A 21,560-nucleotide genomic window follows, 5' to 3' on the forward strand; every position below is an offset into this window, starting at 1 on the left:
CTTCTTGTAAGAAGTTCCTCCCCGAACCCCACCTCAAGAACTTTTGACACTTGCCGGAACCCGAATTTCCTTACAGGAAATTGGGTTCCGGCGAATGATAAAAGTTTCTTGGAGGGGGTTTGGGGAGACATTCTTTACAAAGAAGGTCCCCCCAATATTACTTCTTGACTGTGTCAGTATGAGTCCTCCTGAAGATAATTCCAGTAGCGTAGTCGTCATTGAGTACGAGTTCAAATGCCTTTTTGAAGTCTGTGGGATCGTGGTCTTCCGGTACCGGGTGGACCCATTTTTTGAGGTTTGCCCAGGTTTTGAATGTCTTATCGAAAGTGAGGCAGGTCGAGTAGATATGGAAGAATGCAAAGCCTTCGTGTCTTGTTCCTTCTTTCACCGCCTCGGTTATTCCTTTGGGGTCTCCGGCAAAGAGGCGCGCGATGAAGGATGCTCCGTACGTTAATGCCATGAGCGTTGCATTCAGAGGTTTGTCCTGAGTTCCAAAGGGGCTTGCCTTCGTCTTGGTTCCCAGCGGCGAGCTGGGAGACGGCTGACCTTTGGTGAGTCCGTAGATGGAGTTGTCGAACATGAGATAATTTATGTTCACGTTTCTGCGGCACACATGGGGAAAATGCCCTCCACCGATGGCAAGCCCGTCACCGTCACCTCCGATGACATACACCGTCAGATCTGGATTTCCGGCTTTCACTCCTGTTGCGACGGGAAGCGTGCGTCCATGCACAGTGTGGAGTCCGTATGTACTGGTGAAGAAAGGATAACGGCCGGCACATCCGATACCTGAGACGGTAACGATCTGATGGTGAGGAATTTCCAGTTCCTGGATGCAGGCATTCAAACCCTGGTGAATGCCGAAGTATCCGCACCCCGGACACCAGGTCGGCAAGGCCTCGGAACGTATGTCGAACGCCTTGGATTCTTTGATATGCTCTATTTGCTCCGCTAGAACTTTTGCGGCTGTTTTCATGCCACACCTTCCTGAAGAAGGGCTTCGATTCGCTCCAGGATATAAGCGGGCGACATGGGAGTTCCGGTTACCAGATTCAGCCGAACCACATCGCCTTTATGGAGTTTCCCGATAAGATCCGCGAGTTGCCCTTCGAAATTCAACTCCGGAATAAGAACATAACGGCACTTGTTCATGAAAGTGCGTATTTCGCGTTCATGGAATGGATAGAGCGAGATTATCTTTAGCCCCCCTACCCTCAAGCCCTTTTCCTGAGCAGTATACACTGCCTCTTCGATGGAACCGAAGGTGGAGCCCCATCCGATGACGCCCACATCGAGTTCACCATCCGAAGAGAGTTCTTCCGGAACCGGCAAATCGGCCAGGGCAGACCGAATCTTTCGGAACCGTTTTTCCGTCATTTTCATGTGTATTTCCGGCGAATAGTCTGGCTGCCCGCGTTCTGTGTGCTCAAGACCCGTTGCCACGTACGCAAATCCCTCCATTCCGGGCAGCGATCGAGGCGAAATACCCGATTCCGTATCGAGATACCGGACATACTCATTCTGTGCAGAAGCGTCCGGGTATACCGAACCGTCAGCCTTTTCCTGTTCCGTCGCAACCGGCATCACCAGATTTTCCACTCTGTTATCCAGGTAGAAGTCTGTGAGCACGATTACCGGCGTCTGATATTTTTCGGCTAACTGGAAGCTCTTTACCGTCAGGTGGTAGCATTCGGCCACATTGGTGGGAGCAATCACTATTCTCGGGGAATCTCCGGGTCCGCCGAACACTGCCGCATGCAGATCCGATTGCTCTGTCTTGGTCGGCAATCCGGTGGATGGTCCGCCTCTCTGCGCATCGAGAATCACCGCGGGTATCTCCGCCATTATCCCGTGGGTGGTGAGCTCCGTCATGAGTGCGAATCCGGGTCCCGACGTTGCGGTCATGGCACGCGCGCCGGTATAAAAAGCTCCGAGGACTGCACCAATGGAGGCTATTTCGTCTTCCATCTGAACCACGCGTCCCCCGCGCTGCGGTAAATGCTTGGCCAGGAACTCCATGATCGGGGTGGCAGGGGTGATGGGATAGCCGAAGTAGAATCGGAGTCCTGCATCCAGAGCGGCCATTCCGATTGCCTGATTGCCCGATAGCATCACTTTATTTTTGTCCATAGCCTTCGCATCTACTGTCGAGAAAACCGCTCGCAATCTATCGCGAAATGTTTTCTGGGCGTATACGTATCCTGCATCGAAACTCTTGAGGTTCGCGTCAAGAATCCGCTCACCTTTGGATCGAAATTTCCTGGTGATTACTTCACGAAACCAATCCGGATGAACACCGAAAATCGCTGCAAAGGCTCCGAGAGCAGTAAGATTTCTCCCTCGGGAAGTGCCGGCAGCACTTGTGGCGAGATCGCCCATGGGAAGTCCGTACAGCGCTGTGCCGGGTTCTATTTCTGCAGCTAGAGACTCCTTTTCGGAGACATAGGAAGGAGGCTGATTATCGAAAAGAGCTACTGAGTCTTCTGCAAGAAACGGAACACGTGATTTGGATTGCTTGTCATCCAGCGAGATCAATACGTGAGTCTTATCTTCAAGAGCTACGATGGAGTTCGTGCCGATCCTGGAACGTGTCACACAACGTCCGAACCCGCGTATTTCAGCGGGATAGGAATCGAACCCTAGGACTGAGAAACCGCCAAGAGACATGGCTTCATTAATGAGACCGCCTGCCGCAATGGTACCATCCCCGGCCATTCCGCAGACTTCAATCGTCATATCCACTTTGGGCATGATTAGAACTCCGTCCACCACGAAGTATTCACTGTTATTTCATCGAACTGAAAGATGCCCGGCGCGGCGACATCAGCCGTGACTTGTTCCCCGAGAAGATTCAGAGCAGCCACTTTTCCGAGATTCCTGGCATTCCTGTAACCGATGGAAACCCAGTAGTCTCTTATTCCCGGATGGTACACTTGCGCACAGTCGCCTGCTGCATAGACTCCTTCAAATCGTGTCCGGAGCCGTTCATCCACGATAATGCCGCGTTCTATGGTCAGTCCGCTGCGGGCGAGGAATTTGACATCCGGCATCAGCCCGAAGAAAGCTCCAAATGCGCCTACAGTGAGCTTTCGGGTTTCCGTGTTGACTACTATTTCATTGTCGGAGATCTTTGTGATCCCCTTGATATTTTCAGACTCGATGACTTCCACGCCCTTTTTCGTCAAGGCGCGCGATACCGAGTCATGGATATCCGCATCAAAGCGGACCGGCCAGAAAGCCCCGCCCTGGATCATGAAGAATACTTTCTTTCCCATAGAAAGCAGCGCTTTTGTGAAGCACAGGGAAGTCAGATCTCCACCTACAATAAGGATCGAATCAATCTGCTGAAGCTTCTGAATCCAGGCTTTCGCATCGGGTAGGGTTTTCAGGGGAAGCATGAGGTGTTCGAACACCTGGAGGTGTTCGGGAATACGCGGTTTTCCGCCTGTGGCAAGAATGAGACCGTCGAATCGGATCACTTCTTTGTGCTCCAGAACGATCTCACGGTTGGCGAAATTCACGTCGATGACTTTTTGACCCAGCCGGAGTTTAATGTTTTTTTCCTTGTAGAAATCTAAAGGCTTAACGTGAAGATCGTCTTCTGAAAGCCTACCTGCAATGAAGTCCGGCAGCAGATTCGGTCTGTAGTAAATTGCGTGCTCCTGTCCGATAACGGTGATTCTTACGTGCGGAGCATGCTCTCTCAGTGTGGCCGCAGCTTCGTTTCCGGCAGGTCCGTTTCCGATGATCACAAAGTGCCTGGTATCCATGTCATATGCCTCCGACAGCGCGCTCCGTGAGTTCCACCTTGGATACTGAGATGCAGTCCACAGGACAAACCCGGACGCACTCTCCACAGCGGATACAGCGTTCGTTGTCGATCATGATTGCACTGACGTTTCGCCATGAGTTGGTTTCGACAATTCTTGAGATTGCTCCGGACTCGCTCAGCACGATATCCTCGGCAAGTTTTATGCAATCCCTGGGAGCCGAATCGATGCAAAGCCTGCAATAAATGCAGCGGCTCACGTCTATTTCATAATGGAGGTAGCAGAGATAACAGCGCTTCGACTCTTCATGAGCCAATTCTTTGGGCAACCCCAGCTCAACTTCAATGTTGAAAGGATGCAAACGATGAGGTGGGTCGATTGTCGGCATCTCCTGCCGTGGTATCATGTCCCAGGCACGCTGGCGATCCGTGATCCGAGCGTCTTGTATCCTGACGGTCCATTCCCGGAATTTCTTGCCGGTAAGCGATTCAGCTATCTTCTCCGCGGCTTTTCTTCCTGCAGCAATAGACTCAATCACGGTAGACGGCCCTGTCATGAAATCTCCGGCAACGTATAGTCCCGGAAGAGAAGTCCTGAAGGTTTCCGGGTCTCCTTTGACAACCCCTCGCTTGTCTTTTTCTCCCGGGGATGGTATCGGATCTGCTCCCTGACCGATTGCCACGATAACAGTATCTGCCGATTGAATAAATTCGCTCCCTGCAATCGGTTCGATGCGTCTCCGGCCGTTTGGCAGAACTTCTCCCGGATGCGTGCGGACGAACTCCACTCCTTCCACTTTTTCCGATCCGACGAGTCGCTGTGAAAGCAGCAGTCCTTGAATGGAAATTCCTTCGCGCTTGGTCTCGAAAATCTCCTCGTGAGTCACCCGCAAATCCTGCTCGGTTCCTCGGATACAGATCGAGACCTCTTTCGCTCCGAGACGAAGTGCGGTTCGAGCGCAGTCAAATGCAGTAAAACCTGCCCCGAGCACTATCACTCGATCTCCGACTCGCGGCGGGATTCCGTCTGCAACCCGCATAACAAAATCCAATCCCGGGTAAACACCTACTAGATTTTCACCCGGAATTTCGAGCATCTTAGGTGTGTAACAGCCTGCAGCCAGGAGCACGGCATCGTAACCGGACATAAGGTCCTCGACGGCAACGTCTTTACCGACCCGTACACCCGTTTTGAGCTCAACGCCAAGCTTCAGAATATTGCCGATCTCTTCTCTGAGCACCTGACGGGGAAGCCTGAATTCCGGAATGCCGTACATCAGCATGCCTCCGGGTTCCGCCAATGCTTCGAGGATAGTCACTTTCGCGCCGAGAGTTGCGAGATCGTGTGCAGCCGCGAGCCCGGCAGGTCCTGCACCTACAATACAGATTCGTCTGTTCAGCGAACCGAATAGTCCTCCCACAGGCGGCCCGAATGTGTCTTTGTGATCGTCCGCAGCCCTTTTTATATGGCAAATGTTCACCGGCTTCCCGAGTTCCGGTTCACCATGACGGCATTTCTGCTCGCAGGGGCGGGAGCAGATTCGTCCGAGCACTCCAGGCATAAGATTTACGATTCTGTTCAACTCGTAGGAATTGTCGTACTTGCCTTCGTATAACGATCGAATGTATGCAGGAATGTTTGTATATGCAGGACAAGCGCTCTGGCACGGCACGTTGACGCGCACGTAATCGAAATCCGCCGGACTGGTCGAGTACAGCATTTCCGTTTGGTGTATGTTCGTATCCATTGTTTCGCCTCCATGTGTCCGGCCATTGTGCCCGATGTAGTATTATGCCGTGTTACCGATGAAGAGTGCAGCCGTCTTTCGGTGAAAGCGGGTTCGCATGCCTCCCCTGTTGAACAATTGATGGAAAAGCCCCTGAAAAATGCAATTTCCAGTATAAAGCATTCAGCACAAACCTTGTAACAGCATTCACCGGAGACAGCCGCAATCGGCTGATACTGGACTCTCCGGCGTGCATTGCTTTTCAGGTTCTCGTATCCTCTCGGACCGCGTATTTTCGTATTTGAGGCTGTTCAAAAGTCGAAATTTACCCCAGATCGTGCCACGAATTTGTCATCGTCCTGTTGGCATCATTGTAGGGGCGGGCCTGGTGTCCGCCCAAATCAGGGTAGGCACTAGGCCTACCCCTACAAAAATACCGAATCGTGGCACGATTTGTTGTGTGTTCGAGAATTTTGAGACACTTTCATTTTTCCGGTCCGCTAGAACCTGAATCGAAGTCCTCTTGATTGCGATTCAGTTTTTTTTCGCACGCTAGCTTCCACCACGACCTTGTCGCCGGCCTTTAACTCATTCGTGAAGATCTGAATCCCCTCGATTCCTACAATTCCCACTTTGACAAGTATTGGTTTAATGTTGTTTCCATTTTCCAATTTCCACAATCGACGCTCTCCGGGTTTCAGCTCGGGCAGATTCGTAGGACCGACTATAGATTCCGAAGGGATGAAACGAAGCGCCTGATCCGGGACGATTAGAGCTTCCGGGACTTCGGTCAATCGGATGCGGACATTTGCGGTCATGCCTGGCCGGAGTCTCAGGTCCTTGTTTTCCACGTCCAATATCACGTTGTACGTGACCACGTTCTGTTCGATTTTGGGGTCGTTGCGGATCTGAGTTACTTCAGCAGCGAATTCCGTGTCGGGAAATGCCGGCACCGTGAACGTGGCCAATTGTCCGGTTTTCACTCTGCCGATATCCGCTTCGTCAACGTTGGTATGTACCTGCATGCGGGTAAGATCTTCGGCAATCTTGAAAAGAACGGGAGTTTGAAAGCTTGCAGTAACGGTCTGGCCGACATCCATATTGCGGGCAACTACTATTCCATCAACCGGAGCCTCTATGCGCGTGTATCGGAGTTGCAGTTCTGCTTCCTTGAGCTTGGCTTCAGCCTGAGAGACCTTTGCTTTATCCACCAGCACCTGAGCCTTTGCAGCATCGGCTTTAGTTTTTGCCGCGTCGTATTCTTGCTGGCTGATGGAGCTCTTTCCAATCAGGGTTTCTTTTCTCGCCAATGTCCTGAGTTCGTCTTCCAGGGTGACTTCCGATTTGACGAGATTCGCCTGCGCGGACATCAGGTCTGCCTTTGCCTGTTCGACTTTTGCTGCATAGGTGTCAGGATCGATGAGTGCTACGAGCTGATCTTTCTTAACTTCGGACTCGAAATCGGCATACAATGTTTTAATGGTTCCGGAGACCTGGCTTCCCACCAGAACTTCAACCAATGGCTTCAGCGTACCGCTGGACGTGATCTCAGCTTTGAGCGTGCCCCGCTGAACCGGCGCAGTCATGTATTTGACTTCCGGTTCTTCTTTCGATGAACCGTTGTACACGAAATAGATCCCAACGAGTGCAGCGATGATGACCAGAACGATGATTGCTCTCTTCAACTTTTTCTCCATAAATCGCCAAGCGGTTCGAATGGAAAACAATTCAGTGAAGAACAGATGCGACCTCAAGAGTATACCACTTCTCAGGAATTATGACCTGTTGCTGTTGCCAAACTGTTACGACAATGGCAAGATTCTCAAGCACCTGATCTCGTGATATTTGTTCTTGGGGTTTACATGTTTATAGACAGTCTAAGAACGAAAGGTTTCATTATAATTTGTGCATTATTGTGCCTCGGGATAGTGGGCTCTGCAATACTTGAGGTGTCCGGGGCAGACATCGATTTGACGAGCTGTTTTTACCGAGCCGGCGGTGCCAATGGCGGCTGGACCCTCGGAGCAACTTCTCCCTGGAAACAGCTCTACAGGTACGGCGAATATTCTGTGGTTGCATTCGCTCTGGGTGTGCTCGTTCTGCTGATCGCATCTTGGAAAGGACGGGTTCGGCGAGAATATACCAAACCTGCACTCGTGGTGATTCTGACGGTCATAATCGGCCCGGGAATTCTGGTGAATGGGATCCTCAAAGAGTATTGGGGCCGTCCGAGGCCGGTTGATACCATAGAATTCGGCGGGCAACAGCGATACCGGAGAGTTCTGCAGCCGGGAACTCCGGGGAATGGCAAATCGTTCACGTGCGGACACTGTGCCATGGCTTTTTCGGTGGTCTCCGGCGCCGCTTTCTATCCGCTGCATCCCACAGCCGCAGTGACAATGGTTGCAGTTGGAACAGCATACGGCATCGTCATGGGTGTTGCCAGAATCGCACAAGGAGGACATTTTCCCACGGACGTGCTCTGGTCGGGAATTCTCGTCTGCGTCGTGATTGTCTTTCTCTATTATTTTGTTTTTCGTATTCCGGAACTCTAACGGAGCACCAAGACATGAACGTTGAGCCATCTTACTGCTTCGATGTGTTGGGGATGGTGAAAATCTTGACTCGGTCGTAGATTCTCTCCTAGGATAACAGGATGAAACCACGGGTAAGCGCAAGAGAGTGTAAGCATATGTATGGCGGGGCCGCGTCGATAATACTGGCGGTGATTCTTCTTGGATTCGTGAGTGCTTGGGGTCAGGTTCCCTTTCCGCCGCAACAGCCCATGGGACCGCCGGGGCCGCCTGTCCAGCAGCCACCCCAAGGAATGCAACAACCAACGGAATATGCGTTCCGGCCGGATCTCACCAATCCGCAATTCGGGGAATGTCTGAATTTGGAAAAGCAGTGGAAAATGCTGTACCAGCATTATGTCCAGGAGTACCAGCGTGCACAGATGATGAATCCCCGAGATCCCAATTATGGTATGGTTACCCGTCAAATGCAGAACCTGAAATACCAGCTCGACAATGCCTGGAATACCTTCAGCAGTCGATGCGTGTACTTTCCTCGCCAAAGATAAGTGTCTATGCAGAACAAAGCTGTCTCTCAATCGAATGAACCGGTCCAAGCGCAGGACTCACCGGACAATAGCTCTTTTTCGTATCAACGGGTAATCAGATCCATACTGCTGCTGACTCTGGCGGGCGTCGTCTTCTATGCGGGAGCGACAATAGCCGGAGATTATACGGCCATTTCTCAAGCACTGGCCGGTTTTCCTGCGCAATCACTGGCGCTTGTGCTGGTGCTGGTCCTAGTGGGCTGGTTTTTGAGAGGATGGCGTTTTCATTATTATCTACGGAGCAACCATGCTGACGTTCCGTTTGCCTATTCCCTGGCATCGTTTCTCGCAGGGTTTGCTCTCACTGCTACTCCCGGAAAGCTCGGGGAGGCGGTAAAGGGTGTCTTTCTGAAACAGGATTATGGCGTTCCCGTGACGCAGGTAATGGGAATAGTCATGATGGAGAGATTGATGGATCTCGCCGGAGTATTGCTGCTCGCGTCGTTTTCCGTATTTCTCTTCAAAGGTTGGGAACACCTCTTTTTCCTCTGTGCCGCAGCAATCGTTGTCGGTGGCGCCTTCTTATGCATGGAAAGCCTGTACAAACCCGTGTTGGAGCGGCTCGCAAAACTGCCAGTGCTGTCTCGAATTTGCGACAAGATCCTTATCATTCTCGAAACAGGCCGGAGCCTCATGACTGTCAGAATCTTCATTGTGGGGTTGGTGGTTTCCACCATCTCTTGGGGGATGGAATCGCTTTCCCTGTACGTCATCTTTCAAGGATTCCAGCTCAAGTCTACCTTGCTGGAAGCGAACTTTGCATACTGTATCTCAACCCTTGCAGGAGCACTGACCATGCTGCCCGGAGGGGTCGTTACCACAGAAGGAACCATGGTGGGCGTACTCCACTATATGGGAATCACCTATTCCCAGGGATTGCCCGCGGTGCTACTCATTCGATTGTGTACGCTGTGGTTTGCGGTTGCCGTGGGAGCAGGCTTCATGGCCCTGCTTATGGCCAGGAACAGCCGTTCAAAGAAGTAAGATTTGGGGAACCTTCTTTGTAAAGAAGGTTCCCCAAGCCCTTCCAAGAAACTTTTAACATTTGGTTTAACTATTAATTTCCCAAGGGAAATTAATAGTTAAACCAATATTGGAAGTTCTTGGGATGGGGTTCGGGGAAACACTTCTTACAAGAAGGGTTTCCCCGATCTTACTTCTTAGAACAGTGTGTAGATAAACGGTGCTGCCACTGGCGAGCTTGCCGCGAGTATTATAAAGGCAGAGAGTATTACCAGAACCACCAGAATCGGTGCCAGCCAGAATTTCTTGCGCACCTTGAGAAAATCCCAGAATTCTTTTACCAGGGACATTTCGTTCTTCCTCCTGAATTACACGTCCTAAAATTGTCTCTCGTATCTCTCAATACTGGGGTTCGGCTCTTGTTCCTTTGCCTTCCAGTACGTCGGCGCCAGAGGGTCGAGTTTTCGTTCCATGGGATCTTTGCCGACAAGTTTCATGAACAGACCTGTCGGAGTGATAACTAAAAAGAAGACCAGAGTCAAAATGATTCGCGATATAAAGTACCCGAGCACAACGGATAACTGAATCCACACCCGGTATATTCCTCGGAATAATGGTGGTATCAATCGGCACAGCGCAAGGACCACTCCTGCAACGATCCAGATCCAGCCATTTGCGGAACCTTTCCAGAAAAGCAAATAGCTCCCGATGACCGCGGGGATTACCAGAAACAGTCCAGCCAGAATGGTGAGATCACGGCTGCTGGGCTCTTTCCATGCCGCTCTTACTTCTTCCCTGATTTCTTGGATAATATTCATGTTAACTCGACAACCCGCATTGCACGCATATGTGTATTAAAATCGTTTATTTCCAATGGACTGTTCGAAGAGTATACAATAAAACTTCATGGAAAGGAACAGTCTACACTAACCAAACGTACCTCTTTTCACAGAAAACTAATCAAGTTCAAATTGGCTGCGCCAATCCGAATCTCCTTTGAGCTCCGGTTGCTCCTTTTTATCCAGGAGAAACGATCCGAGCACCAGGTAATCCATTTCCGTACGCATGAAGCACAGGTAGGCATGTTCCGGGCTCATCACGATAGGTTCTCCACGCACATTGAATGAAGTGTTCACAATTACCGGGCAACCGGTTTTCTCGCGAAACGCTGCAATCATCTCGTGATACAGAGGATTAGTCTCTTTGTGCACGGTTTGAATTCTAGCGGAATAATCGACGTGCGTGATGGCCGGGATTTCCGATCTGGCAACATTCAGTTTATCGATACCCCAGAGTTGTTGTTCGTTGTCGGTCATCTTGCGGCGGATCTTCTCGTCCACGTTTGCCACCAGCAACATGTAGGGAGAAGGTCGATCGAGCTCGAAAAATCTCTGCACGTCTTCTGCAAGGATCGAAGGAGCAAACGGTCTAAAGCTCTCCCGATACTTGATTTTTAAGTTCATCTGGGATTGCATCTGGGGATTTCGTGCATCGCCGATGATCGAACGCGACCCGAGGGCACGTGGACCGAATTCCATTCTACCCTGGAACCAGCCGATGACTTTACCTTCGGCAATGAGGTTCGCCACTCTCGAGGGCATCTGACCGTTGCCCATATACTCGTACGGGTAGCCGTGTTTTTCGAGGAATTCTCTGATCTGAGCCTCGTCATAAGCCGGTCCAAGGTAAGAGCCGACCTGCTTATCCATTCTGTCATCTGCAGTTCTCTCATTATTCAGGAGCTGATGCCAGACAAAAAGAGCTGCTCCCAAAGCCCCTCCAGCATCCCCTGCAGCAGGCTGGATCCACAGATCGTCAAAAGGACCTTCCCGCAGAATACGGCCATTGCCCACACAGTTCAGAGCCACACCTCCCGCGAGACAAAGATACTTTTCGCCGGTGACCCTTTTGATGTGCCGGGCAGTTCGGATCATGACTTCTTCTGTCACCACCTGCACGGATTTGGCCAGATCCATCTCCCTTTGGGTAAGCTTCGCTTCAGGTTTTCGTGCAGGGCCGTCGAAGAGTCTCTCAAAGGCCGCACCGGTCATGGTAAGCCCGTACGGATAGGTGAAGTAATCCATATTGAGTTTGAACGATCCATCTTCTTTGAGGTCGATCAACTCTTTCAGGATCGCGTCTACATATTTGGGCTCTCCATAAGGGGCAAGTCCCATTACCTTATATTCGCCGGAGTTGACTTTGAAACCAGTGAAATACGTGAAAGCGGAGTACAGGAGACCCAGGGAATGGGGAAATTGGATTTCCGAATCGATCCGAATTTTATTGCCTGCGCCTACGCCGTAGCTCGTTGTGGTCCACTCTCCCACACCGTCCATGGTGAGGAAAGCGGCTCTTTCGAATGGCGATGGAAAGAAAGCGCTTGCAGCATGGGATTCGTGGTGTTCGGGAAATAGTATTTTCCCTTCGTAATCCAGGTTCTTCCGTATGAGGGTGGGCAAATGGAGCTTCTGTTTGAGCCACGACGGCATAGCCATGAGGAATGATGTCCATCCCCGCGGAGCATAAGAGATATACGTTTCCAGGATTCGCTCGAATTTAATCAACGGCTTGTCGTAAAAAGCGACATAGTCCAGTTCCTGAGCCGTAATTCCAGCCTCTTTCAAGCAATAGTCAATCGCATCTTTGGGAAAGGCGTGATCGTGCTTGATCCGGGTAAATCGTTCCTGTTGAGCGGCTGAGACAATGATCCCGTCTCTCACGAGACAGGCTGCACTGTCATGATAATATGCTGAAATTCCGAGAATATTCATGGGTTCTACCGATATACGCTCAGGGAGCGGAGTCGAATGGATCGCTCTGCGACGCGAATTGGTTTGTATCGTACAAAACGGGCCTGTACTGGTTTAGCTGCATAGTATTCGAAACCCGGCCAACGGGAAAAACTGTCCGTTTGCTGACTTGTCGCTCGCACAAACGGTTCCCACTGTTTTTCATCCAGAGATGTTTCCATTTCCCATTCATGAGGAACCGATGCTTCATCGGCCCAAACAACTCTGATCCTGCTCATGGTATGAGCTTCTCCAAAATCGAATACCATTTCGAGTGGCTGGTCTTTTACCGAACGGGCGGAAAAGAGAACCTCTCCGGGATAGCCTCGAAGCACATTTTCCGGTCCTACATCGGAGCTGTCCGGAGCAGGTGCGTACTTGACCGTGCCGGACGCTGCCAGATCCCAGAAGAAACTGTCTTTTTCCTTTATTTTATCCGTTTCATCCAGAGGTCTGGCGAAAATATGCTCTTTTACGAGATTTGCCAGCTCTTTCGCAAGGAGAAAATTAGCTCCCGGGGTAAGATGACACCAATCGGTGAAGACCCACTCCGTGACATCGTCAAAATAATCCGAAAAGTCCACCAGAAAATAATTTGTTCTTTCAGCGCTCTGTCGGGCGCGTTCAAGATATAGCTGGTACATTTTGTCTGATGGAATCCCGTAATATGTCCTGTACCCGCTGAGGGAATCGAGTATTTGCTCTTTTTCGTGCTTCTGCTTTTGGCTCAAGTAGAACCATGGCTGAAGCGCTATGATATGCGGTATTCCGTCATTCTGAAGCGCTGCGTGATAATCCTCCATGACGCGAACAACTGCAGCTATGTTGCGATCAACCCGTCTCGATTTCTCTTCCACGGAAAGATTTGCGAATGGATCGGTTCCGAATGTCTCGGACAACCCTCTTTGCATGTGAATGCCTTTGTTCAATTCCTGAAAAAGATCTCTTCCGTTCCAAAACAGTGTCACGAGATAGGAATTGTTCTTGAACCACAACGTCAGATATGAAGAAAGCCCCGGCCCGTTATACGCGAAGACCTCTTCCAGGATATTATGAAATTGTCCTTCTCTGAAGTAGTTCCAGTCAGGAGTAAGTTTACTGATCATCGGCAATTCGTTTGCGCCGTCCAGCGAGATCACGAGATCCGGCGAGTAATCCCTTAATTTCGTCATGTATCGCATGAGGAGGTGTTGATACGCGTGACCCCATACGGCCGTGTTGTATACCTTGATGGTCTTTCCCTCAATGGGAGCAGTCGCATTCAGAATCATCTCGAGAGCATGGGAAATAGTCTCGCGATATTCGATTCCGTAATTATTCATTGCAAATGCGGCTTCACCCACGGGTCCCATACCGAACGCGGTCGATCCTCCGGTAAGAAACACACGGTATTCATCAGCCGGTTTTTCTTTGGGAATATCTCGTGGCTCGCGAAATCCCGCATTGTTTGCATACTCGTACCGATTTCCCTTGGAGATGTTGTACTCAAGGCAGACTCCGGGGACAAAATCGTAATCGTAATGCGATACGGGCATGGTGAAGTCCCGTCGCGCCATAATGAGGTTTCCCGGATAAATCGAGGAGACGTAGGTTTTGCCTAACGACCAGTAAGCCACTTTTTCCAGAGCGAGCAGAATCAGAACAACACTGGCGATCAAGAAAACTATATATAACGGAACCCTGAGAACAGGCCAAACGTACCTGCCCAAAAATCCTGATTTCTTCTGAACAGATTGAAAAGACTCAGCAGCGGATTCTGTTTCCCGTGCGACTTTTTTCAGCTCCAGTTCTGCCTCGGCTTGCCCCACAAGACTTTGGGTATACTTCTCGGTCATGGCAACTCTGTTTATATCAAAAGAGCACGCAGGGCAAGAGGTCAGATGTACGAGAGTCAGACAGCGCTATTTCAATTTTTCGATTCCCGCTGCCGTTATGGGCTGTCCCGTTTGTACGAAATCGATGAAGAGTTCTGAAACCTGTTTTTCATAATTAAAACGATTGCGGCCGTTTTCTTTGAATACGGCGTATCCGTCTCCGCCTGCTGCCAAGAAGTCGCTTATCGCTACGGAATACTCGGAACTTGGTTTGAACGGCTTGCCGCCTACGGAAGCGATCTTCACGGCTCCATTGCCAACAGAATAGTCAATGCCATGAATCTGTAGCTTTCCGCCGCTCCCAGGCTCAAGTTCGACGCTTCTCTGGAGCACCGAACGGAGTTCTTCGCCGGAAAGAGTCATCTTTACAACAATGTTGGAGAACGGAAGCACGGTATAAATGTCCATCAAGGTGATCGGTCCTTCGTTGATGCTTTCCCGAATGGAGCCACCATTGATGAGTGCAACATCCGTCTTCGCGTATTCAGCCATCAAGTATGAAAGGATGCTGCCCAAGTTCGTCGTGCGATCGGACCTGACGCTGCGCTTGCTTCCATCGAGGAATATTTCGGCCTTACCTATTGGGCGCCGCATCTCCGGTCCGAAGACTTTCTGATGTTCCTCAATAATGGCCGTTATTTGTGGATCTTCTTTGATATCCGGACCAAGCGCCATTAATTCCCCGTGATATTTCACCACGTTTCCGCCTGAGACTTCCAGGTCTAGTTTGCCGACGTACTCCGAATAGGCGTCTGCCTGCACGATAAGAGTGTTCCCCACCTTCAGGGGCTGTGGCAAGTTTGTATGGGTATGGCCTCCTACGATTACGTCTATCTCGGGCACGGCTTCAGCGAGCTTCACGTCTTGGTCTACGCCAATGTGGGTCAAAGCGATAACGAGATCCGAATCCGCGGTATCCTTGACAATTTCTTTGGCCGCTTTAATGGGGTCCTCAAAAATCAGACCTTCCACGTTCCGCGGGTGCGTCGTAACAGGAGTGTCCTTGGTCGTGAGGCCGAATATGATTACCCGAGTGTCGGATTTGGGAAATTTCTTTGTGATGGACGCTTCGAACACTCTGTCACCTTTTGAGGTCCTTATATTTGCACTGAGAAGCGGAAATCCCATTTTGGGGAGCAGGTTTTTCATCAGGTTTTCCTGCCCATAGTCAAATTCATGATTTCCAACAGCCATGGCGGTGAAGCCCATGACATTCATGAGCTCTACGCCCAAAGAGCCTTTGAAGACCGCTGAAAACGGTGTTCCCGTGAGGAGATCTCCTGCCATGAACGTGAGCGTCTCTTTTCCCTGCTCTGCATTTGCCGCTCTCACCTGGTTCATCACCGTAAGCGCCTTTCCGAACCCACCCATTGCACTTTCTTTCTCTTTCTTGGGGACGTAATGAGCGTGCGGATCGTTCATGTGGAGAATGGTAAGATTCAGAGTCTCGGAGGCAAAGGATCCCTGAGTTACGAACAATCCGAGAAAGACGACAATTAACCAGAAACACCAAACCGGTCTGCGAAAAAAGGCGCAGAATTCCATCGCTTACCTCTCAATTATTTTGAAAAAGTCTTTTGAATCAGATGCAAAGAGGATGCGGACTGATGCATGGTCGGGGTGGCCGGATTCGAACCGGCGGCCTCGTGCTCCCAAGGCACGCGCGCTAACCAGGCTGCGCTACACCCCGAATTGGATGTTTATAGCCCGTGAAGATAAAAATCGCAACAGCAAGAAGATCTCTGCTGTTCCGATTCTCAACTCACGGATATTTATGATGCAGGAAATCCCCAACCTGTTTCAATGCCTTTCCACGATGGCTCACTCTGTTTTTTGCCGTTCGGTCCATTTCCGCAAAGGTTTGTCCTGCTTCCTCGTACAGGAAAATGGGATCGTACCCGAACCCCTCAGATCCCCGAAGCTCATGGATAATCTTTCCCTCGCAAACACCTTCAAAGGTGCGTTCCATTCCGTTCGGGTCTACAAGAGCCATGACGCACACAAAGCGCGCCGTGCGAAGCTCGTCAGGTACTCCATCCATTTCATGGAGCAGACGCCTGCATTTCTCCTCGTCAGACAAATCCTCCCCGCCGTATCGAGCGGAAAGCACCCCGGGCCGACCGTCCAGAGCATCGACGCAGAGCCCCGAATCGTCCGCCAGGGTAATCAGTCCTGTTTCCCGAGAGAGAGTTCGAGCCTTCTTCAGCGCATTCTCCTCGAATGTAACGCCGTCCTCTTCAACGTCCGGGAGATCCGGAAAATCAGTCATGGATCGGAATTCTATAGGTAAACCCTGTACCAGGTCTCGTATCTCTTTCACCTTGCCCTTATTCCGAGTCGCAATGAGAATGTGTGTGTCGCTCGTCATAAGCACCTCAAAACAGTAGATTCGCGGTACCTTTTTTATGCTCGGTTCTCGAGAATGTAAATCGTGGAATCCTCCCATAGGCATCAAAAAAAGAAGTGTCATAGGATGCTGATGAGCGGAGCGAACCGCAAACATTTTTGCCAGGGAGTCCCCTCCGTGCATAACTGAATGATTACAGGAGGTCTGGGTTTTTTATTGACAGAGTACAGGGCTGCAGTTAGTATTAATGGTTTAAGCAATCTCGCGTCCCAGAGGAATCCGCCATGAGGGTAGGACTCAAGATCTTCTCAGGAAATTCGAATCTGGATCTGGCACACGCTATTACGAGATATATGGGTATCCCGCTCGGCGCAGCTATGGTCGCTTCGTTCAGCGATGGCGAAATTCAGGTGGAATTTCGTGAAAACGTCAGGGGAATGGATGTATTCGTCCTTCAATCCACCTGTTGCCCTGTAAACGATAATATCATGGAACTTCTGGTTATGATTGATGCTCTGAAAAGAGCTTCCGCCAGTCGAGTGACGGCAGTGATGCCCTATTACGGATATGCTCGGCAGGATAGGAAAGTAGCCAGTCGCGCACCCATCACCGCAAAACTCATTGCAGATATCATCACAGCCGCAGGTGCCGATCGCGTGCTCACCATCGATCTGCATGCAGGGCAGATCCAGGGATTCTTTGACATCCCCGTGGATCACCTCTATGCGAGCCCCATCATGGCAGAAGCCATTAAAACGGATCTTACCACCAGCGAATGCACTGTGGTGTCCCCTGATGCGGGCGGTGTGGAGCGCGCCCGGGCTTTTGCAAAGAGGCTGGGAAGCAACCTCGCGATCATAGACAAACGCCGGTCTAAGCCGAACGAGTCCGATGTCATGCACGTCATCGGCGATGTGAGCGGAAGAGACGCAATTATTCTCGACGACATGGTAGATACGGCAGGGACTCTCTGCAAAGCCGCCGTTGCTCTGGGACATGCAGGAGCACGGAACATCTACGCGTGTGCGACTCATGCTGTTCTGTCGGGAAGCGCGGTTGACCGGATCAATCAGTCCCCCATCAAGAAACTCTATGTTACGGATACAATACCGACTCATCAAAAATTGGCTGCTTGTTCCAAGTTGCAGACAGAATCCATAGCGCCTTTGCTTGGTGAAGCAATAAGCAGAATACACCGAGAGGTTTCGGTCTCGGAACTTTTCGTTTAAACAAAGATCACGTGTCGCCGGGAAGTGGATTGAGAAAACCCGGCAAGCATGCCGGAGGAAATGATGAACAAAGTTCTTATTGAGGTTGAAAAGCGAACGGAAACAGGAAAAGGACCGGCCCGAAGATTGCGGGCAGTCGGAAAAATACCTGCAACACTATATGGCAGGAAGTCCGAACCGATTAGCCTTTCATTAAATGAACATGAATTCAGGAAGATTTATGAACGCGCCGGGAGTACTTCTCTTTTCGATTTGCAGATAAAGGGAGACGGCAAAGTTTTCACCCGAAGCGCACTTATCAAGGAACGCCAGATTCGCGCGTTTGACGGGACAATTCTGCACCTGGATTTTCAGGAAATTCTCATGGACGAGGCCATTGAAATGGCTATCCCGGTGGAATTCGAGGGCAAACCCATTGGCTTGGAAAAAGGAGGCGACTTCCTTATTACCACGAGAGAAATCCGCGTATCCTGTTTGCCCGGCAATATCCCGGAAGCTATTGTCGTCGATGTCTCCGGTCTCGATTTAGGACACTCCATCCATGTCGGGGAAATTACCCTTCCTGAAGGTGTCAGCGCAGTGGTTGAAGCAGGAGTTGCTCTTGCCAGTGTAACCGCTCCAAAGAAAGAAGAAGAGCCTGAGGAGCCCGAAGAGGAAAAAGCCGAATAGTATTGTTTCCTCCTTGTTCTCTGCTTCCATTCTCTTCAAATTCTGTTTTGCATCACAACATTTGAGTGGGACTTTCCTTTTGTGAAGAAAGTCCCACTCACCCGGATACCATTACCGATCCGAATCCGAATTTGCTGCGGATATCGTCCAAAGCACGGTCTCTGCGGATACGAACTTCACTTCCAGCATCGAACAGGTTTTCCTGAAAAATCGGCAAACCGATACCTGAAAGCTTGACTCCGACCTGACGTACTCTCGCACTTTTCTTCAAAAGTTTTGCCAGTAGTTCATCTACAGTTGTGAGGATTTCACCATTCGTGTTCATGGGGTGACTTCTGCTGAGACTTTTGCTGATGTCCGTAAAATCCGAGTACCTGATCTTCAGGGTAACAGTAGACGCCCCTACTCCTTCAGATCTCAGTCGTGCTGCCAGTTTTTCTCCCAGCTCCCGGGCCATGGATCTTATAAGTTTGCGGCTGATGGTGTCCTTCTCGAGAGTGCGCTCCTTGGAATAGGATTTCTGCATGTCGTCCGAATCCGGCTCGATGGGCCTGCCCTCTCCGCCCTGAGCCATTTCGACCAATCGTTCGCCCCATTTCCCCAGGAGAGCACGAACATCCTGTTTCCCTGCCGACACAAGGTCGCTCAATGTATGAATTCCCGCCTGCTTGAGAATCGCTTCAGCGCGTGCTCCCACTCCAGGAATGGATTCCACAGGGAGATGCTGCATGAGAACGAACGCATTGGGTGAATCAAGAAAGAGTAATCCGTTCGGTTTCGCGATACCTGCGGCAAGTTTTGCCCAACATCTGTTGGAAGCCAGACCTCCGGACACATTAATTCCGAGCGTTCCACGTATACGGAGAAGAATACGATGAGCGACTTCCCAGGGAGGCGCTTTGTGTAATCGCAATGTTCCCGAGAGATCCACGTATCCCTCATCCACACTGGTGACTTCGACGAGTGGAGAGAATTCCCTGATTATGGAAAACATCTGTCTGGAGAAAAGACTATACGCAGAAAAATTCGGCGCCAGAAAGATCCCGCGCGGACACAATCTTCTCGCTCGGGTCACCGGCATTGCAGAACGCACACCGAATCTCCGGGCCTCGTACGATGCTGCTGAGACCACCCCTCGGGAAGATGCGCCCACGATCACCGGCAACCCTTTTAACTCAGGCCTCAGCGCTTGTTCCACCGAAGCAAAGAACGCGTCGGCATCGATGTGGAGAATGAGCCTTTCTGTCTGCATCTGAGAAGCCTATCTGGCATATTTTCTAAGAATGCCGACTACTACTCCTTGAATGGAAATCTCCTCTTCATCGTAAATCATCACCGGGTACGCCGGATTCGCCGGTTCAAGCCGTATTTTCGACCCGTCCCGTCGAAAACGTTTCAGAGTCGCTTCGGAATTCCTCACCAGAGCCACTACCATATCCCCGTTCCTGACAGTCGGCCTTTTCTCGACAATGACGTAATCGCCATCCAGAACATGATCGTCCTGCATCGAGTCTCCTTTGACCTGGAGTACGAATGCGCTGTGTCTTCCCAGCATATCCGAAGGCAAGCTGATGGTTTCGGTGTCCCGGACTGCTTCGAGAGGTATTCCTGCTGCAATTCTCCCTTCAAGCGGGAGTTCGACCACCTGAGCAACCTGTTCCTCGGATGTCAGATCGATGGAACGATTTGCGTTCCATTTTTTCGTGAGGTAACCTTTTGCTTTCAGATTCTCTATATGCGCGTGTATGGTAGAAGGAGACGATCGACCTATTCCGCGTGCAACTTCTTCATAACTCGGTGCATGTCCGAATTCCTCGATGAATTTTCGGATATAATCGAGCACCATCTTCTGTTTTTTCGTGAGTGTCTGCATTTGTGTCGCCGTTAAGGTTCGAAATCGGACATGATCCGCTTTCACCAAATAGAAGCGCTTGTGTGATTCTCTCGGGAATCAAGATGGAGATTATATGAAAATAAACCGAAAGTCAAACGAATTTGTTCCGAAAGTGTGACCATTGATCTACCCGGGGGACAGATGTCTTTGCCCCGAAGGGGCTGCCCGTGAATAGCCGTGGGTGCAAACCCACGGAAAAAGCAAGGCAAACCTTTTGCTTCGAGGACCCTGGAAGGGTCCACCAAAACATCCTGCGATCATTGCCTGTTGGGCGACCCATTCAGGGTCGTTGACTCAGGGTTATGGGCGTGTCTGTGTCCACGGGTTGACACCCGTGGCTACCGTTGAACCGCCCTTCCAGGGCGCAGAATTCCTAGTGCCCGCTCTTAACTGAATGGTTGCCCGAAAGTCAGATCGCTCGTACATAATGTTCCGTAATCTCACCGAAATGGATTGAAAATGCCGAGATTTATGCACCTCAGAAAAAAGCCCTGGTTCATCGTCTTTGAAGGAATCGACGGCTCTGGTAAATCGACGCAGGCTCGACTCCTTGCTGACAAGCTCCACCAGGCTGATATTCCTGTCATTCTCACTGCAGAGCCGTCTGAAGGTCCCATAGGGTGTCTTATTCGAACCCTGAGGACTCGTCCCTCTCCTGAGGAAGAAAGGCAGCTTTTTACTCAGGATCGCAAGGATCATATTTCCCGCGTCATCGCTCCTGCGTTGAAGAATGGCATTTCCGTGATTTGTGACAGGTACGTGTATTCATCTGTTGCGTACCAGGGTGCCCGGGGAATCGACCCACGACAAATTCTGGAAGAGAATCGCACCTTCGCCCTGGAACCGGATGTTACGTTCTTGCTTCGTATCGGGGTTGACGAAGCGCTTTCTCGGATTTGTGAGGGGAGAAAAGAGGCGTTCACCATATTTGAAGCAAAGGCGAACCTTGAAAGGGTCGCGGCGATATACGATGCTTTGGATGATTCGCATGTGAAAAAGATTGACGCAAGCATGTCACCTGAGGAGATACATCGAGAGATTTTGGATTATTTGCGGCTTGCATTCACGAATTCTAGCGCTTAATCTATTTAATAAGTTGCGTATTTTTTAGGTACTTTTACATCATTTTTAGACGCCAACATGTTGACAAAATACTTATTTTTCTGTTATGATGA

The 21,560-nt window shown here is 50.5% G+C and carries 19 protein-coding genes and 1 tRNA gene; 6 read left to right on the forward strand and 14 right to left on the reverse strand.

The window, feature by feature from the left end:
- Window positions 1-157: 157 nt before the first annotated feature.
- From DESTI_RS18680 to DESTI_RS18700, 5 genes are all read right to left on the reverse strand, one after another.
- Window positions 158-976, reverse strand: a complete 819-nt coding sequence (locus DESTI_RS18680; RefSeq protein ID WP_014811528.1) for a thiamine pyrophosphate-dependent enzyme — start codon at window positions 974-976, stop codon at window positions 158-160.
- A complete protein-coding gene (locus tag DESTI_RS18685; RefSeq protein ID WP_014811529.1) occupies window positions 973-2,751 on the reverse strand; it encodes a 2-oxoacid:acceptor oxidoreductase subunit alpha in 1,779 nt (592 codons plus the stop codon). The genes DESTI_RS18680 and DESTI_RS18685 overlap by 4 nt, the downstream gene beginning before the upstream one ends.
- 2 nt (window positions 2,752-2,753) lie before the next feature.
- Window positions 2,754-3,770, reverse strand: a complete 1,017-nt coding sequence (locus tag DESTI_RS18690; RefSeq protein ID WP_014811530.1) for an NAD(P)/FAD-dependent oxidoreductase — start codon at window positions 3,768-3,770, stop codon at window positions 2,754-2,756.
- Between the two features lies 1 nt (window position 3,771).
- Window positions 3,772-5,517 (reverse strand): FAD-dependent oxidoreductase, encoded by a 1,746-nt coding sequence (locus DESTI_RS18695; protein ID WP_014811531.1) that lies wholly within the window; start codon window positions 5,515-5,517, stop codon window positions 3,772-3,774.
- Window positions 5,518-5,996: 479 nt separating this feature from the next.
- The gene (locus DESTI_RS18700) at window positions 5,997-7,181 is read right to left on the reverse strand and encodes an efflux RND transporter periplasmic adaptor subunit (RefSeq protein WP_014811532.1); all 1,185 of its coding nucleotides are present in this window, start codon (window positions 7,179-7,181) and stop codon (window positions 5,997-5,999) included.
- Between the two features lie 177 nt (window positions 7,182-7,358).
- Here DESTI_RS18700 and DESTI_RS29130 point away from each other — a divergent pair, with 177 nt between their 5' ends.
- The 3 genes from DESTI_RS29130 to DESTI_RS18715 all read left to right on the forward strand — a co-directional run bounded on the left by DESTI_RS29130 (window position 7,359) and on the right by DESTI_RS18715 (window position 9,601).
- On the forward strand, window positions 7,359-8,051 hold the full coding sequence (locus DESTI_RS29130) for a phosphatase PAP2 family protein (protein ID WP_014811533.1): 693 nt from the start codon (window positions 7,359-7,361) through the stop codon (window positions 8,049-8,051).
- A 101-nt stretch (window positions 8,052-8,152) separates the two neighbouring features.
- Window positions 8,153-8,578, forward strand: coding sequence for a hypothetical protein (locus tag DESTI_RS18710; RefSeq protein WP_014811534.1), 426 nt, complete (start codon window positions 8,153-8,155; stop codon window positions 8,576-8,578).
- A gap of 6 nt (window positions 8,579-8,584) precedes the next feature.
- Window positions 8,585-9,601 (forward strand): lysylphosphatidylglycerol synthase transmembrane domain-containing protein, encoded by a 1,017-nt coding sequence (locus DESTI_RS18715; protein WP_014811535.1) that lies wholly within the window; start codon window positions 8,585-8,587, stop codon window positions 9,599-9,601.
- Between the two features lie 176 nt (window positions 9,602-9,777).
- On the opposite strand, the gene DESTI_RS31100 is transcribed toward DESTI_RS18715, so the two are convergent.
- The 7 genes from DESTI_RS31100 to DESTI_RS18745 form a co-directional block, all read right to left on the reverse strand.
- On the reverse strand, window positions 9,778-9,930 hold the full coding sequence (locus DESTI_RS31100; protein WP_014811536.1) for a DUF5989 family protein: 153 nt from the start codon (window positions 9,928-9,930) through the stop codon (window positions 9,778-9,780).
- Window positions 9,931-9,957: 27 nt separating this feature from the next.
- Window positions 9,958-10,398, reverse strand: coding sequence for an SxtJ family membrane protein (locus DESTI_RS29135; protein ID WP_014811537.1), 441 nt, complete (start codon window positions 10,396-10,398; stop codon window positions 9,958-9,960).
- A gap of 138 nt (window positions 10,399-10,536) precedes the next feature.
- Entirely contained in the window at window positions 10,537-12,354 is a 1,818-nt protein-coding gene (locus tag DESTI_RS18725; RefSeq protein ID WP_014811538.1) for a carbamoyltransferase family protein, read from the reverse strand.
- A 5-nt stretch (window positions 12,355-12,359) separates the two neighbouring features.
- Window positions 12,360-14,207 carry a discoidin domain-containing protein gene (locus DESTI_RS18730; protein ID WP_014811539.1) on the reverse strand — a complete coding sequence of 616 codons (1,848 nt, stop codon included), beginning with the start codon at window positions 14,205-14,207 and terminating at the stop codon, window positions 12,360-12,362.
- 66 nt (window positions 14,208-14,273) lie between these two features.
- On the reverse strand, window positions 14,274-15,791 hold the full coding sequence (locus DESTI_RS18735; RefSeq protein ID WP_014811540.1) for a bifunctional metallophosphatase/5'-nucleotidase: 1,518 nt from the start codon (window positions 15,789-15,791) through the stop codon (window positions 14,274-14,276).
- A 67-nt stretch (window positions 15,792-15,858) separates the two neighbouring features.
- A tRNA-Pro gene (locus DESTI_RS18740) sits at window positions 15,859-15,936 on the reverse strand.
- 72 nt (window positions 15,937-16,008) lie between these two features.
- The gene (locus DESTI_RS18745; RefSeq protein WP_014811541.1) at window positions 16,009-16,614 is read right to left on the reverse strand and encodes an XTP/dITP diphosphatase; all 606 of its coding nucleotides are present in this window, start codon (window positions 16,612-16,614) and stop codon (window positions 16,009-16,011) included.
- Window positions 16,615-16,877: 263 nt separating this feature from the next.
- Here DESTI_RS18745 and DESTI_RS18750 point away from each other — a divergent pair, with 263 nt between their 5' ends.
- A complete protein-coding gene (locus tag DESTI_RS18750; RefSeq protein ID WP_014811542.1) occupies window positions 16,878-17,822 on the forward strand; it encodes a ribose-phosphate pyrophosphokinase in 945 nt (314 codons plus the stop codon).
- Window positions 17,823-17,885: 63 nt separating this feature from the next.
- Complete coding sequence (locus DESTI_RS18755; RefSeq protein ID WP_014811543.1) at window positions 17,886-18,491, forward strand: 50S ribosomal protein L25; 606 nt, start codon at window positions 17,886-17,888, stop codon at window positions 18,489-18,491.
- 97 nt (window positions 18,492-18,588) lie between these two features.
- Here DESTI_RS18755 and dinB read toward each other — a convergent pair whose 3' ends face one another.
- Window positions 18,589-19,743 (reverse strand): DNA polymerase IV, encoded by a 1,155-nt coding sequence (gene dinB / locus DESTI_RS18760; protein ID WP_014811544.1) that lies wholly within the window; start codon window positions 19,741-19,743, stop codon window positions 18,589-18,591.
- Window positions 19,744-19,752: 9 nt separating this feature from the next.
- Entirely contained in the window at window positions 19,753-20,364 is a 612-nt protein-coding gene (lexA, locus tag DESTI_RS18765) for a transcriptional repressor LexA (protein ID WP_014811545.1), read from the reverse strand.
- Window positions 20,365-20,844: 480 nt separating this feature from the next.
- Here lexA and tmk point away from each other — a divergent pair, with 480 nt between their 5' ends.
- Window positions 20,845-21,468: a dTMP kinase gene (gene tmk, locus DESTI_RS18770; RefSeq protein ID WP_014811546.1), complete on the forward strand. Its 624-nt coding sequence runs from the start codon at window positions 20,845-20,847 to the stop codon at window positions 21,466-21,468.
- Window positions 21,469-21,560: the final 92 nt, after the last annotated feature.

It is taken from the genome of Desulfomonile tiedjei DSM 6799, from assembly GCF_000266945.1.
GTDB classification, from domain to species: domain Bacteria; phylum Desulfobacterota; class Desulfomonilia; order Desulfomonilales; family Desulfomonilaceae; genus Desulfomonile; species Desulfomonile tiedjei.